This is a genomic window from Nonomuraea sp. NPDC002799 (genome assembly GCF_053592075.1).
Genome location: NZ_JBSFVA010000025.1, coordinates 96,437 through 109,706 on the forward strand (window position 1 = coordinate 96,437; position 13,270 = coordinate 109,706).

Below are 13,270 nucleotides of genomic sequence, written 5' to 3' on the forward strand. Positions count from 1 at the left end.
AGCAGGTGACATGGCCGAGGCGGCCGACCCCCCACCCGCGAGACGTGCCGTTCCCAGCAGCCGCGCGACGGTCACGGCGGTGGGCTGGCCCGCTCTCGGGCTCGCGGTCGCGATCGGCGGCTGGTGGCTGGTCACCTCGGCGTTCCCCCTCATCCATCCGGCGGTGCTGCCACCGCCCGCCGAGGTCCTGACCGCATTCCGGGTACGGCCCGCCGAGCTGCTCGGCGGGCTGGCCACGACAACGCTGGAGACGGTGGCCGGCTTCCTGATCTCCGTGGTCGCCGGAGTGCTGATCGGGCTGCTCCTGGCCGCCTCGCGGGCGGTCGAGCGGATGTTCTCGCCCCTGCTGGTGGCGATCAACGCGGTGCCGAAGATCGCGCTCGGGCCGCTGCTGGTCGTCTCGCTCGGCTGGGGGCAGCGGCCGATCCTGACCATGGTCTTCCTGCTCTCCTTCTTCCCGATCGTGCTCTCCACCACGACCGGCCTGACCACGACGCCCGCCGAACTCGCCGAACTGGCCCGATCCCTGGACGCCTCGCGCTGGCAGACCTTCCGCAAGGTACGGCTCCCGGCCGCGCTGCCGCACATCTTCGTCGGCCTGAAGGTCGCCATGCCGCTGGCCGCGATCGGCGCGGTGATCGGTGAGTTCCAGGCCGGCGAGGGCGGTCTCGGCTACCAGATCGTCCAGTACAGCGGAATCGCCGACAGCGCCACCGCCTGGGCGGCGATCACCCTGCTGGCCACGTTGAGCGTCACGCTCTACTCCGCCCTCGTGCTCGCCGAGCGGCTGGCGCTGCCCTGGGTGCGGGAGACCACGTCGGAGCGCTGACGGCGGGCCCGGCACCGGCGGGCAGGTCTCCGCGCGTCCCGTCTGGGGTCCAGCCGGCGCGCGACCGATATCGAGCAGAATATTTACAGGCGTGCGATTCTTGCTTACATTCGCGGCCATGATGCATGCGTTATCGGCGCTGCTTCTCGCGCTGCCCCTCGTGACCTCCGGCGGCACGCCACCGGCCACCACCCCGCGGGTCTCCGGCGGCGCGCCACCGGCCATCACGGTGCTCTCCAACGGCCCGCACCTTCTGTCCGGCGGCGACGCCCTCGTCGAGCTCGACCGCCCGGCGCGCGTCACCCTCAACGGCCGTGACGTCTCGGCCTCCTTCGCCACCCGCCCCAACGGCCGCGTCCAGGGCCTGGTCACGGGCCTGCGCGCCGGGCGCAACACCTTGGTGGCCGGCGGGCGCCGCCTGACCCTCACCAACCACCCCAGCAGCGGGCCGATCTTCGCCGGACCGCAGGTCACGCCGTGGTTCTGCCTGCCGGGCGGCTGCGAGCCGCCGGTCACGGCCGAGTTGCTCTACCGCGACGCGGCGGGCGCCTTCCTGCCCTACGACCCCGCGGCGCCACCCTCCGGCCTGACCACCACGACCACCGACGACGGCAGGACGGTGCCCTTCGTCGTCCGGCGCGAGACCGGCGCCGCCGACCGCGGCGTCTACCAGATCGCCGTGCTCGTCGATCCGGCCCAGCCCGTCGAACCGTGGTCCATCGCCCAGCCGTGGTCGCACAAGGTGCTCTACACCTACGGCGGCGGATGCGGGGTCGAGCACCGCCAGACCACCCCGGGCTCCGTACTGCAGCAGGCCGCCGCGCTCGGCCGCGGCTTCGCGGTGGCGACCTCAAGCCTGAACACCTTCCAGAACAACTGCAACGACGTCGTCTCCGCCGAGGCCACGATGATGGTCAAGGAGATCATCACCGAACGTCACGGCCCGATCAGGTACACGATCGGCACCGGCGCCTCGGCCGGCTCGATGCAGCAGCACCTGATCACCCAGAACTACCCGGGCCTGCTCGACGGCATCCTCACCGGCCTCACCTACGAGGACCACTGGACGCAGGTCCAGCACTCCCTCGACTGCGTCACCCTCGACCGCTATTTCAAGCAGGTCTCTCCCGCGCTCTGGCCGACCGCCGACGCGCGCCTGCCGGTGTGGGGATCCTCCCCCGGCAACCCGGACAACCAGTGCGGGCAGAAGCTCGCGCTCGGCCTGCCCACCACCGAGTACGTCGCCGACTCGCCCGAGGGCTGCGGCCCGCCCGGCGACTGGATCTACCACGCCGTCACCAACCCCAGGGGCGAACGGTGCACGATCCAGGACTACAACCGGGCCGTCTTCGGCGTCGACCGCACCGGCAAGGCGCCGCGACCGGTGGACAACGCCGGCGTGCCGTACGGGCTGGCGGGCTTGACCGCGGGCACGATCACGCCGGAGCAGTTCGCCGACCTCAACGCCAAGGTCGGCGGGCTCGACATCGACGGCCACTGGCAGCCCGCACGCACGACCGGCGACCCGGGCGCGCTGCGCACCCTCTACAGGACGGGACGCGTCACCACCGGTCAGGGCGCCGCGAACGTCCCCGAGATCGACGTGCGGGCCAACCCGCAGGACACCGGATTCCACCCGCCCTTCCAGTCCTGGTCGTGGCGCGCCCGGATCGACCGCGCCAACGGCGACCACGACGGCAACGTCATCTGGCTGTCCGGCTTCGGCGCCGCCACCCCGGATCCGCTGACCGTCATGGACGCCTGGCTCGCGGCCGTCACCTCCGACCGCTCCTCCGCCCCGCTGCGCGCGAAGATCGCCCGCCACCGCCCCGCCGAGGCCACGGACGGCTGCTTCCTGCCCACCGGCAAGACCGACCTGACCTGCGGCGGGACCTGGCGCTACCACGGCAACCCGCGCCTGGCCGCCGGTGCTCCCTTCACCAACGACATCCAGAAGTGCCGTCTCAAGCCGCTACGCGCACGTGACTTCCCGGTGAGCTTCACCCCCGCGCAGTGGACGCTGCTCCGCCAGGCCTTCCCGGCGGGCATCTGCGACTGGACCGAGCCGGGCATCGGCCAGGAACCCCTCAAGGGCACCTGGCTGGACTTCGGCTGACCTGACACGTGGTGAGCGAGTCAGGTCACGGGGGTGTGCCCGTGTGCTTCCACCGCGAGGTCCTGCCAGCCGGCCCAGGTCTTGAGCCGGTCGGCGTACACCTGCTGGAGCATCTGATGCCCCTGGGTGCCGAAGAACACCCGCAGCGGCGGGTCGCCGGAGTCGACGATCTTGAGAAGGGCCCGGCCCGCGGCGGCCGGGTCGCCGACGTCGAGGGTCTTCGCGAACGCGGCGAAGCCCTCGCGCAGACCGTCGTAGCGCGGGTCGGCCTCGGCCTGGACGGCGCCGGCACTCGCGCCGGTGGCATAGGAGCCGGGCTCGACCACGGTCACCTTGACGCCGAACCCGGCGACCTCCTGGGCGAGGGATTCGCTCAAGCCTTCCAGCGCCCACTTCGAGGCGCAGTATCCGCCGCCGAGCGGCATCGCGGCGACGCCGCCGACCGAGGAGATCTGGATGATGTGCCCTTCGCCCTGCTCGCGCAGGTGGGGCAGCGCGGCCTGGACGACCCACACGGCGCCGAACAGGTTGGTGTCGAACTGCTCGCGCAAGTCCCGCTCGGTCAGCTCCTCCACAGCGCCGGACAGGCCGTAGCCCGCGTTGTTCACGATGACGTCGAGACGGCCGAAGTGCTCCTTGGCCCGCCGTACGCTCTCGAAGACGGCGGCCCTGCCGGTCACGTCCAGCTCCAGCGCGAGCACCGCGTCGCCGTAGACGGCGACCAGGTCATCGAGGTGTGCGGCGTTGCGGGCGGTCGCGGCCACCCGGTCGCCGCGCGACAGGGCGGCCTCGACGAAGCCGCGGCCCAGGCCGCGGGACGAACCGGTGACGAACCAAACCTTGCTCATGATGTCGTTCCGTTCTCTCTGTGGTGGTCAATCCGTGGACCGGCGGGCCTGGGTCGCCTCGCGGACGATCGCCCAGGCGTCCGCCACCGGACCCAGATGCCCGAGCTTGTCGGGGTTGATCACCGCGCGGATCATCTGAATCCGCCCGTCGAGGACGTCGAGCGTCAGCGTGTTGATGACCTTGCCGTCCCGGTCACGGAAGATCGCGCCCGGCTGGCCGTTCACCTCATGCGGCTCCACGACGCCGCCGATCCGGGCGAACGACGCGACGATCGCGGCCAGCGCCCTGGCCACGTTCGCGGCGCCGAAGACGCCGTTGCCCCACAGCGGGGCCTTGCCCCCGCTGTCGCCGACCATCTGCACGTCAGCGGCGAGCAGCTCCCGCAGCCCGGCGACGTCGCCTTCCCTGAACGCGTCGAAGAATCGCTCGGCGAGCCCTTCCCGCTCCTGGCGATCCGCCTCGAACCGGGCCCGTCCGGCGTCCATGTGGCGGCGGGCCCGCACGGCGAGCTGGCGGCACGCCGCCTCCGAGCGGCCCACCGCCGACGCGACCTCACCGAAGCCGAACCCGAACACCTCCCGCAGCACGAAGACCGCCCGCTCCAGCGGGCTGAGCCGCTCCAGCAGCAACAACGCCGCCATCGACACCGAGTCGGCCAGCTCCGCCGACCGCTCCGGGTCCTCATACGGGTCGGCCAGCAGCGGCTCGGGGAACCACCGCCCGGCATACTCCTCCCGCCGGACGCGCGCCGAACGCAGCACGTCGATCGCGATCCGGGACACCGTGGCCGACAGGAACGCCTTCGCCGACGTGGCTTGCGTCTGGGAGGCATCCCAGCGCAACCAGGTCTCCTGGACCGCGTCCTCAGCCTCGCTCACGCTGCCGAGAATCCGGTAGGCGATCGAGAACAGCAGCGGCCGCAACTCCTCGAACTCTTCGGCCCTTCTCATCCCAGCTCCTCCTTGAAGCCCTGACGCCAGGAGGGGTAGCGCAGCTCCCAGCCGAGCTCCCGCTTGGCCTTGGCGTTGGAGAAGCCGCGCCCCTCGGTCATCATCGCCACGGCCGTGCTCCCGGCCAGCGGCCGGGCCAGCCAGGCGGGCACCCGCATCGGCGGCTTCGCCCCCGCGCACTCGGCCAGGTAGGGCAGCCACTCGCAGGCCGGCGCCGGCTCGTCGTCGACGATGTTGAACACGCCCTTCGCCTTGAGCTCCACGGCCAGGACGGTGGCGGTGGCCGCGTCGTCGAGATGCACCCACGAGCTGTAACCGCCGCCGTTCCCGACGACCGGGTACTGCCGCTTGCGCACGAGCTCGACCTGATCGTCGGTGGCGCCGGGCCCGTAGAACGCGCCGTAGCGCAGGACCGTGCCACCGGCTGCGACGACCACGTCCTCCAGGTGGCGGATCGCCGCCGCCCCCTTGCCCGTGCTCGTCGGGTCCAGCGGGTCCTGTTCGGTCTTCACCCATCCGCCCTCGCGGATGCCGTTCCAGGAGGCGTAGCCCTGGGCGACGAAGTCGCCCGTCCCGACCGCTTCGGCGGCGGCCAGCAGGTGGTCCGTCCCCTCGGTACGCAGCCGGTTGGTGGTGGCGAACCACCGGTCGAAGTGCTTGATATCAGGCTTGCCGGAGATGGCGGTCATCTGGTGGACGATCACGTCCGGCCGGGCCCGGGCCACCGCCTCGCCGACCGACCTCGCGTCCAGCCCGTCCATCACGACCGCCTCGGCGCCCATCCGCTCCAGCAGGCCCAGCTTGGCCCGGCCCGTCGTCGTCGCCGTCACCTGGAAGCCGCGCGCCACGAGCTGCGGCACCAGCCGCCGCCCCAGCACCCCGGCCCCACCGGCCACGAACACCCGCATGACCATCACCTTCCCAACGTCAGTGTCTGTCTCCGCTACCCGAGACGAGACAGCCCGGCCGGTTGTGACATGGGAGGCCGAAATCGGCGAGATCCGTGCACGGCAGGCGGCGTACGGCTCCCATGTCACAGATACGACCGGCTGTCTCGTCTCGGGGAGACAGGCCAGGCCCGCGCGGCGGAACGGAAGACGTCCGTCGTGCCGGGCCGCCTCACCACGAAAGGACTGTCGTCATGCGGATCGCGATCTTCGGGGCCAACGGCCCCACCGGCCGGCTGCTCACCGATCAGGCCCTCGCCGCCGGACATCAGGTCGCCGCGATCACCCGGCAGCCGGACTCGTTTCCCCTGCGTCATGAGCGGCTGGAGGTGGTCGGTGCCGACGTGCTCGATCCGGCGGCCGTCGAGGCCGCCGTGGCGGAGCGGGACGCGGTGTTGTCCACGCTCGGCGTACCCGCGGGGAAGGAGCCGATCAGCACCTATTCGCGGGGGGTGGCCCATGTCATCACCGCGATGAAGCTCCATCGGGTACGCCGGCTCGCCGTGGTGAGTTCGAGCGGGGTCGAGCCGCACTCGTACTCCGACGGCGGGTTCCTGTTCAACCGGGTGTTGCTGCCCTACGTGACGCGGGTGCTGGGGAAGACGCTGTACGACGACATGCGGCGGATGGAGGCACTGGTCCGCGCCAGCGAGCTGGACTGGACGATCGTGCGCCCCAGCGGGCTCTACCACCTGCCGTCGGTCACCGACTTCACCCTCGTCGCGAACCACGCCGACGGCAGGTTCACCGCCCGTGCGGACCTGGCCGCGAGCATGCTGGCCCTGCTGGACGACGACCGCTACCTCCGCACCACCGTCAGCGTCGTCACCACCGCCGACAATCCCACCTTGCTCCAGTGGATCCGCCGCGAAGCCCTCGCCAGAAGCTGAGCCGGTCAGGCCCCGGTGTCCGCGCGCGAGCCGTAGGCCGGGCCGAAGAGGACCAGCAGCGTCAGATCCTCGCTGATGTCGGCGAAGCGGTGCTCCTCACCGGCCGGAACGAAGATCACCGCGCCGGGGCCGACCTCCGCCGTGCCGCCCGGCGTCACGATCCGGGCCCGGCCGGTGGTCACCACGTAGATCTCGTCCTCGGTGTGCGGGCTCTGGGTGTCGACCCCGCCGGCCGGGATGCAGTAGGTCCCCACGGACAGGTCCGGCACCTTGAGGTGCTCGACCCAGTCATTGGCTGCCCCTGCGGCCGGCTGCGCCCACTCTCCTGCTCCCTTGATGATCTGCATGACGGCGACCCTACCGCCGACGCGGAAAACGTCGGGAGCGGCAGGTACGGTACTGCTCACGAGCCGACCCGCGGGGAGCATCCGGATGACCATCGACCAGCTCGCCGACGAGCTCAGGAACGGCCTCTTCGACGCCGGCCCGCCCGCCCAGAGGCCGGCGGAGGCGCCCGGCGAGGTCGTCCAGGCGTGGGACGGCGGGCAGCCGTGACGCTGGACGCGCTTGAGCTGGCCCATCGCCGCACCGGCACCGTCGGCCTGGGCGGCGCGCGGCCGGCCCCGTTCACCGACGCGGCCGAGGTGGTCGGCTGGTTCGGCGGGCTGCAGTCGCAGGACTACCATCCGGCGAAATGGGCGATCGCCCAGCGGCTCGGCCCCGGCGTCACCGACGCGGACCTCGATCGCGCGTTCGACGACGGCGTCATCCTGCGCACGCACGTCCTGCGCCCGACGTGGCACTTCGTGGCCCCCGCCGACCTGCGCTGGCTGCTGGAGCTGACGGCGCCGCGGGTGCACGCGCTCAACGCCTATGCCTACCGGCGGAGCGAGCTCGACGGCCCGCTGCTGCGCCGTACCACGGATCTGATCGCCGCTGCCGTCGCCGGCGGCAACCACCTGACCCGCACGGAGATCGCGGCGTTGCTCACCCGGCACGGCGTCACCGCGGCGCGGTTCCGGCTCGGCTACATCCTCATCCACGCCGAACTCGAGCGGGTGATCTGCAGCGGCCCGCTGCGGGGGAAGCAGCACACGTACGCGCTGGTCGAGGAGCGGGCCCCGCAGGCGGTGAGCCTGGATCGTGAGGCGGCGCTGGCCGAGCTGGTCCGCCGGTTCTTCACCAGCCACGGCCCGGCGACGGCCAAGGACCTGTCGTGGTGGTCCAGCCTCACCCGCGCCGACGTCGCCACCGGGTTGTCACTCGCCGGCGACACACTGGAGAGCACCGACGTCGGCGGCGTGACCTACTGGTCCGCGCCGGGGGACGCCCCCGCGCCGGCCGGGTGCCCGTCGGTGCGGCTGCTGCAGGCATACGACGAATACATCGTCGGCTACCGGCAGAGCAAATACCTGCTCGACCTCGGCGGCCTGGTGGCGGCGGCGCCGGACAAGCTCGCCCTGCCGAACGGCGTCATCGTGGTCGACACGCAGGTGGCCGGGCGCTGGAAGCGCACGGTCCGGGTCGATGCCGTCGAGCTCGAAGCGACGCTGTACCGGCCGTTCGACGCCGCCGAGACCGCCGCGCTGCGGATCGCGGCCGACGAGCTGGGCGGGTTCCTGGGCACCCGCGCCGTCGTCTCGATGAGCCTGCTGTGAGCGGTCCGGTCCGTGAGCCGATGTGCGGGAAGGCTCTGCTCGGTCCGGCAGGTTGGGAGCTCGCGCCTGAGCGTTTGGGTCTCACGCCTGAGCGTTTGGGTCTCACGCCTGAGCGTTTGGGTCTCACGCCTGAGCCGGGATCCCCCGACGCCGGCGGCGGCGGACGGCCAGGCCCGCGACCACGAGCCCGCACAGGACGACGAGCAGGAGCGGCGGTGCCCAGGGGACGGTCCAGGTGTCCGCCGTGGTCTTGACGGCGGCGAGCGGGGCGACCGAGTTCGACGCGTCGGTGAGCAGCGGGACGAGGTTGATCGTTCCCATCAGCCGCAGCGCGGGAGCCACGCCGTGGACCGGCACGGAGACCTTCCGGGTGTCGCCTGGGAGGAGCTGGGGCGAGTCGTCGATCTGGCCGGCGCGGACGTCCGAGCCCCAGGCGCCGGACACGGAGACCGTCTGCCGGGCGGTGAGGATGGTGTTGCCCGTGTTGCGGATCGTGTACGTGACAGTGGCGTCACCCGTTCCGAACGGCTGGGGCGTGCCCGAGTAGCTCACCCGCGGGTTCTCCACCGACAGGCTCGGCTTCAGGTCGCCGCCCACACGCAGCCGGATCCGGATGCCGAGACGCCCGCCCGCGTCGCTTCCGCCCGCGTCACTCCCGCCCCCGTCGCTCCCATCCGCGTCGTTCCCGCCCGCGTCGCCGGGCTGGGCGAGCGAGGTGACGATGCCGCCCAGGTACTCGCCGGGCGGAGCGTCCTGCGGAGGCGTCACCCTGAACGGCACCTCGGCCGACTCACCCGGCGGGATCGTCACCTCGGGCCGGTCCGGGTGCACCCACGCGCCCACCGCCGCCGGCTTCGTGTCGTCGGCGGCCAGGTCGAGCCGGCCGTCCTCGGCGGTGAAGCCGTCGGCGGCGTACACCGCGAGGTGGAGCGGCGCGGTGCCGGGGTTGGCGACCACCAGAGCGTCCGTGAGCTGCCCGCCCGGGTCGATCGTGTAGCCGTAGTTCTGCCGGTCGGAGCCGAAGTCGTTGGACGCCGTCCGGACCGTCCAGGGGGCGTCCGCCGCCGCGGCGGGTCCGGCCCACACTCCCGCGAGGCCGAGCGCGGCGAACAACACCACGACAGTGGCCTGGGCGGCGGCTCGGCGGGTGACGGTCGTACGCGGTCGGGGCGGGCGCATCCGGTGATCCTTCGGACGGAGAGTGGCGGGACGGAAAACGTGCAGCGGGTGACGGCGGAGCGGGCCGGGGCAGCTCGGTGGGGTGAGCGTGTGGGTCTCCGGCACCGCTCCGGCGCCGCTCCGGTTTCGCTACTGGAGCCAGGCGGACTCGTCCGTGCCCGGCTTGTGCTGGCCGGACCTGCCGTGGTGGCCCTTGTCGTCGTAGGGGTGGATGACCACCTTGTCGACGGTGGAGCCGACCGGCTGAGCGGCGCCGGCACCGCTGTCCGGACCGCACCACGACTCCTGGCCCAGCTCGACCGCGGCGTTGGGCGTGGCGCAGGTGCCGCTGCGCAGGTTCTCGACGACGAGCTTGTCGCCACGGACCTGGACCTTCACGTACGTACGGACGTGCTCCTGGTTCTCGACCGAGTTGGCCCAGTGGCTCTTGGGGTTGAGCGGGTCGGGGCCGTAGTTCGGGTCCTTGGTCGTGTCAGGCGCGGTGATGTCGTAGTACTTCGAGCCGGACGCGGTGTTCGCCGTCACGTAGATGACGCCGCCCGGGCCCTGGGCCACCTCGGCGGCGCCGGGCTGCTCCTTCGGGTTCGCCTTCTGGCCGTTCTTGATCGCGTAGCTGCGGGTGTAGCTGTGGTCGTGACCCTGCAGGACCAGGTCGACACCGAGGTTCGAGAAGGCCGTCGGGAAGTCCTTGCGGCGCAGCTGGTTGTCGGCGTCGTTCGCGTGGCTGGCCGGCGAGTAGATCGAGTGGTGGTAGACGAGCACCGTGTACTTGGCGTCGTCGCCGTGCTTCTTGATCACGTCGGTGACGTAGCCGATGTGCGCGGCGTCGGCGCCGTCGGCGTAGGCGTTGCTGTTGAGGTCGATGAACAGCACGTCGTTGTACTCGTACCAGTAGTCACCGCCGGACCGGGACGCCGCGTCGCCGTTGTAGTACGGCGCGGAGCGGTCGGTGTTGGGGGTCCAGAAGTGCTGCTCGTAGGCCTTGCCGCCGACGTCGTGGTTGCCGATGGTGGCGGCCCACGGATACTGGCGCAACTTCTCGGGCGCGAGGAAGGCGTTCCACTGCGTCTCGTTGTTGGCGCTCTCCACCTGGTCGCCGCCCGAGACCAGCAGCGCGGCCTTCGGGTTGGCGGCGAGGGCGACGTTCACGGTGTCCGCCCAGCCGGCGCCGTCCTTGGCCACGTCGCCGGACGCGCCGATCTGCGGGTCGCCGAAGAACAGGAAGTCGAAGTCGCCCTTGAAGTCCTGCGTCTCGAAGGAGGAGGTCGGGGACCAGTTGCCCTCGGAGCCGACGCGGTAGGAGTACTTGGTCTTCTTCTTCAGGCCGTCGATGGTGACGTGGGCGTTGTAGCCGCCGTTGACCGTGTTCGCGGTGATCGTGGCCGGGAAGCTGGCGGCGTGCTTGTCGAACTCGCCGTGCTTCAGCTTGGCGGTCGGTACGACCTGGACCACCTGGGGCGTGTCGGTCGAGGTGTACCAGGACACGGCGCGCTGCGACTCGCTCGCGCCCACACCGAGGATGATGCCGGTGAGCGCCGCGCCGTCAGCGTGGGCCGCGGTCGCCAGACCGCCGCCGAGCACCGCGGTGAGGCCCATGACGGCGGCGGTGGCGCCCACGGCCACCCGGCGCCGAACCGGCCCGGGGCTTTGTGGCTGAATGTCGAACTTCATCAGTTTCCGTCCACTAAATGGTGCTAAGAGAGCTTTGTTACGGTTTCGGGCATTGGTGTACGGCAGGTGAACCGCAGACAGGCACGTCGTTGCGCTTGCCGGAAGTTGTGGCGCGCTCAGCCGCCGAGGACGCGCTGCACGAACCACACCAGGCCCATCACGGACACCCCCGCCGCGATCACCCCGGTCGTCCACAGGCCGGCGATCGGGCGGCGGTGGCGCAACACGGCGAGCAGCGGGAAGACGACGATGATGATCGCCAGCTGGACGGCCTCGATGCCCACGTTGAACACCAGCAACGACCACAGCAGCGTCCAGGACAGGGCCTGGTCGATGCCCAGGGCCGCGGCGAAGCCGAGGCCGTGCACGAGGCCGAAGCAGAAGACCACCGCCAGCCGCGTCCAGCCCGCGCGGTCCAGGCCGAAGCGGCCGCCGCCGGCCTGTTCGAGGTCGGTGGCGTGCGATCGGCGTCGCCACAGGCGCCACAGATGCCAGCCCGCGACGACCGCGATCGACAGGGCGATGATCGGCTCCACGAACGACGCGGGCACCTGGACCAGGCCGAGGGCGGCGAGCACGAAGGTCACCGAGTGGGCCAGCGTGAAGCTCGTCGCCGCCAGCACGATCTCGCGCAGGCGGCGTGATCCGGCGATGAGCGCCAGCAGGAACAGGATGTGGTCGATGCCGGTGAGCAGGTGCTCGGCGCCGAGCCGGAAGAAGTCCCAGAAGCGCTCGGCCACGGACTGCCGCGTGGAGAACGACGGTCGCCCGGCGTCGAGTGCGGCGCTTCCCGACGTCAGGTCGAGGTCGTAGGTGACCACCGTCTTGGTGTCGCGGACGAACTCCTCCGAGCCCGGGAACAGCCCGCTGCGCACCTCGTGCGCCTCGGCGCGCCCGGGGCACCGGTAGTCGAGGACGAGCAGCGCGTACGGGACGCCGTCGCGTCGCTCGATCGTGAAGCCGCCGTCCTGGACCGGGGTGCACGCCTGGCCCCCGGCCGTGACGGCGAAGCGCCCGGTCACGTACGCGAGGACCGAGCCGGCGTGGGCGCCGAGCGCGGCGGCCTGCTCCGTCGCGTCACCGGACTCGAACGCCGCGGTGCCCGCCCGGAAGAGCGGATCGTCTCGCTGGGCGTCCGCTGCCGAGACGACGAGCAGGTCGTACTCCAGCCCGAGCGCGGAGCGGACGTGCCCGGTCCCGGGCGAGGTGAGGTCGGCGTACACGGTCGAAGTGAATCCGTGGGCAAGGGCGGGGACGGCGCTGAGCAGGACGGCCACGGCTACGGCGGCGACGACAGCACAGACACGACGCCGAGCGGCGTGGAACATGTGACTCCTCTGAGGTTAACGACCGCAATCTGCTCGCCTCAGATGAACGGACCCCAACTCATGCGCGAACCATCGATGAACCACATCGGGCGAAAATAACTCACATATCGGCTTATTGGCCGCAATGAGGTAGGAATTAGGCGCACATCACGCCACTTCGGAGGACGATCCCCCATGCGCATTCGGCTTCTGCCGGCCGGCTTCCTGGCCGTGGCAGTCGCGGCCGCCGTGCTGACCAGCGGATGCGGCGCGGGCGACGACTGGTCGCGGCCGCAGGGGAGGCCCACCGCCGTCGGCACCCTCGGCCCCGGGTTCGCCGACCCCGCCACACCGCCCTCGCCGGAGGCCACGATCACGCCGCGTCCCCGCTCGTGGGACGGGGTCCATCCGTCGGACGGCTACCGCGTGGTGCTGCTCACCGCGGGCCAGGACGCCCCGACCAGGACCCTGGTCGACGCCGTGACGGAGTGGGCCGAGGCGGAGGACGTCAGCCTCAAGACGGTCACGGCGGCGGCGCCGGCGGAGTACATCGCGCGTATCAGCCGGGCGATCGACCTGGCACCCGACCTCATCATCAGCGCCGGCAACGACCTCGTGGACCCGCTGGCGCTGGTCACCGCCAACCACCTCGACCGGCAGTTCCTCGTGCTCGGCGCCGAGGTGGCCGAGCCCACGGCGAACGTCACCGCCGCCGACTGGACCGGCGCGTCGTTCCGCGGCGAGGGGCTGGGCATGTCCTCGGCGTACGACGCGGCCACCTTCACGCCGGAGCGGGCCGGCCGCGCCGTCAGAGCCGGTGTCTCGGCCGTGCTGAACGGCCTGACCGGCATCGTGCTCTGGCTCGACTAGGGAG

General features: G+C 71.6%; 13 protein-coding genes. 6 read left to right on the plus strand and 7 right to left on the minus strand.

Going from position 1 to position 13,270, the window contains the following annotated elements; all coding sequences use genetic code 11:
- The first annotated feature begins 10 nt into the window (after nucleotides 1–10).
- Together ACWD0F_RS35070 and ACWD0F_RS35075 are read left to right on the plus strand one after the other, a co-directional pair.
- Complete coding sequence (locus ACWD0F_RS35070) at nucleotides 11–829, plus strand: ABC transporter permease (RefSeq protein ID WP_449883536.1); 819 nt, start codon at nucleotides 11–13, stop codon at nucleotides 827–829.
- A 118-nt stretch (nucleotides 830–947) separates the two neighbouring features.
- Complete coding sequence (locus ACWD0F_RS35075; RefSeq protein ID WP_449883539.1) at nucleotides 948–2,945, plus strand: DUF6351 family protein; 1,998 nt, start codon at nucleotides 948–950, stop codon at nucleotides 2,943–2,945.
- 20 nt (nucleotides 2,946–2,965) lie between these two features.
- Here the strand turns inward: ACWD0F_RS35075 and ACWD0F_RS35080 are convergent, their stop codons facing one another.
- From ACWD0F_RS35080 to ACWD0F_RS35090, 3 genes are read right to left on the minus strand one after another with little or no spacing between them, the layout of a single operon-like run.
- Complete coding sequence (locus ACWD0F_RS35080) at nucleotides 2,966–3,793, minus strand: SDR family NAD(P)-dependent oxidoreductase (protein WP_449883541.1); 828 nt, start codon at nucleotides 3,791–3,793, stop codon at nucleotides 2,966–2,968.
- Between the two features lie 27 nt (nucleotides 3,794–3,820).
- Entirely contained in the window at nucleotides 3,821–4,744 is a 924-nt protein-coding gene (locus ACWD0F_RS35085) for an RNA polymerase sigma-70 factor (RefSeq protein ID WP_449883544.1), read from the minus strand.
- On the minus strand, nucleotides 4,741–5,652 hold the full coding sequence (locus tag ACWD0F_RS35090) for an NAD-dependent epimerase/dehydratase family protein (protein WP_449883547.1): 912 nt from the start codon (nucleotides 5,650–5,652) through the stop codon (nucleotides 4,741–4,743). Before ACWD0F_RS35090 ends, ACWD0F_RS35085 begins: the two co-directional genes overlap by 4 nt.
- A 233-nt stretch (nucleotides 5,653–5,885) precedes the next feature.
- Here ACWD0F_RS35090 and ACWD0F_RS35095 point away from each other — a divergent pair, with 233 nt between their 5' ends.
- Nucleotides 5,886–6,581, plus strand: coding sequence for an NAD(P)-dependent oxidoreductase (locus ACWD0F_RS35095; RefSeq protein ID WP_449883550.1), 696 nt, complete (start codon nucleotides 5,886–5,888; stop codon nucleotides 6,579–6,581).
- 5 nt (nucleotides 6,582–6,586) lie between these two features.
- On the opposite strand, the gene ACWD0F_RS35100 is transcribed toward ACWD0F_RS35095, so the two are convergent.
- Nucleotides 6,587–6,928 carry a cupin domain-containing protein gene (locus tag ACWD0F_RS35100; RefSeq protein ID WP_449883553.1) on the minus strand — a complete coding sequence of 114 codons (342 nt, stop codon included), beginning with the start codon at nucleotides 6,926–6,928 and terminating at the stop codon, nucleotides 6,587–6,589.
- Nucleotides 6,929–7,013: 85 nt separating this feature from the next.
- Between ACWD0F_RS35100 and ACWD0F_RS35105 the strand changes: the two genes are divergently transcribed.
- Both ACWD0F_RS35105 and ACWD0F_RS35110 read left to right on the plus strand, forming a co-directional pair.
- Nucleotides 7,014–7,136: a hypothetical protein gene (locus ACWD0F_RS35105; RefSeq protein WP_449883556.1), complete on the plus strand. Its 123-nt coding sequence runs from the start codon at nucleotides 7,014–7,016 to the stop codon at nucleotides 7,134–7,136.
- Nucleotides 7,115–8,239 (plus strand): winged helix DNA-binding domain-containing protein, encoded by a 1,125-nt coding sequence (locus tag ACWD0F_RS35110; protein ID WP_449883558.1) that lies wholly within the window; start codon nucleotides 7,115–7,117, stop codon nucleotides 8,237–8,239. Before ACWD0F_RS35105 ends, ACWD0F_RS35110 begins: the two co-directional genes overlap by 22 nt.
- Before the next feature lie 123 nt (nucleotides 8,240–8,362).
- Here the strand turns inward: ACWD0F_RS35110 and ACWD0F_RS35115 are convergent, their stop codons facing one another.
- The 3 genes from ACWD0F_RS35115 to ACWD0F_RS35125 all read right to left on the minus strand — a co-directional run bounded on the left by ACWD0F_RS35115 (nucleotide 8,363) and on the right by ACWD0F_RS35125 (nucleotide 12,417).
- Nucleotides 8,363–9,418 carry a WxL protein peptidoglycan domain-containing protein gene (locus ACWD0F_RS35115; protein WP_449883561.1) on the minus strand — a complete coding sequence of 352 codons (1,056 nt, stop codon included), beginning with the start codon at nucleotides 9,416–9,418 and terminating at the stop codon, nucleotides 8,363–8,365.
- A 129-nt stretch (nucleotides 9,419–9,547) separates the two neighbouring features.
- Nucleotides 9,548–11,089 (minus strand): fibronectin type III domain-containing protein, encoded by a 1,542-nt coding sequence (locus ACWD0F_RS35120; RefSeq protein ID WP_449883564.1) that lies wholly within the window; start codon nucleotides 11,087–11,089, stop codon nucleotides 9,548–9,550.
- Between the two features lie 116 nt (nucleotides 11,090–11,205).
- Entirely contained in the window at nucleotides 11,206–12,417 is a 1,212-nt protein-coding gene (locus ACWD0F_RS35125) for a HupE/UreJ family protein (protein WP_449883567.1), read from the minus strand.
- Between the two features lie 174 nt (nucleotides 12,418–12,591).
- On the opposite strand from ACWD0F_RS35125, the gene ACWD0F_RS35130 reads away from it, so the two are divergent.
- Complete coding sequence (locus ACWD0F_RS35130) at nucleotides 12,592–13,266, plus strand: hypothetical protein (RefSeq protein WP_449883570.1); 675 nt, start codon at nucleotides 12,592–12,594, stop codon at nucleotides 13,264–13,266.
- The last annotated feature ends 4 nt before the right edge of the window (nucleotides 13,267–13,270 follow it).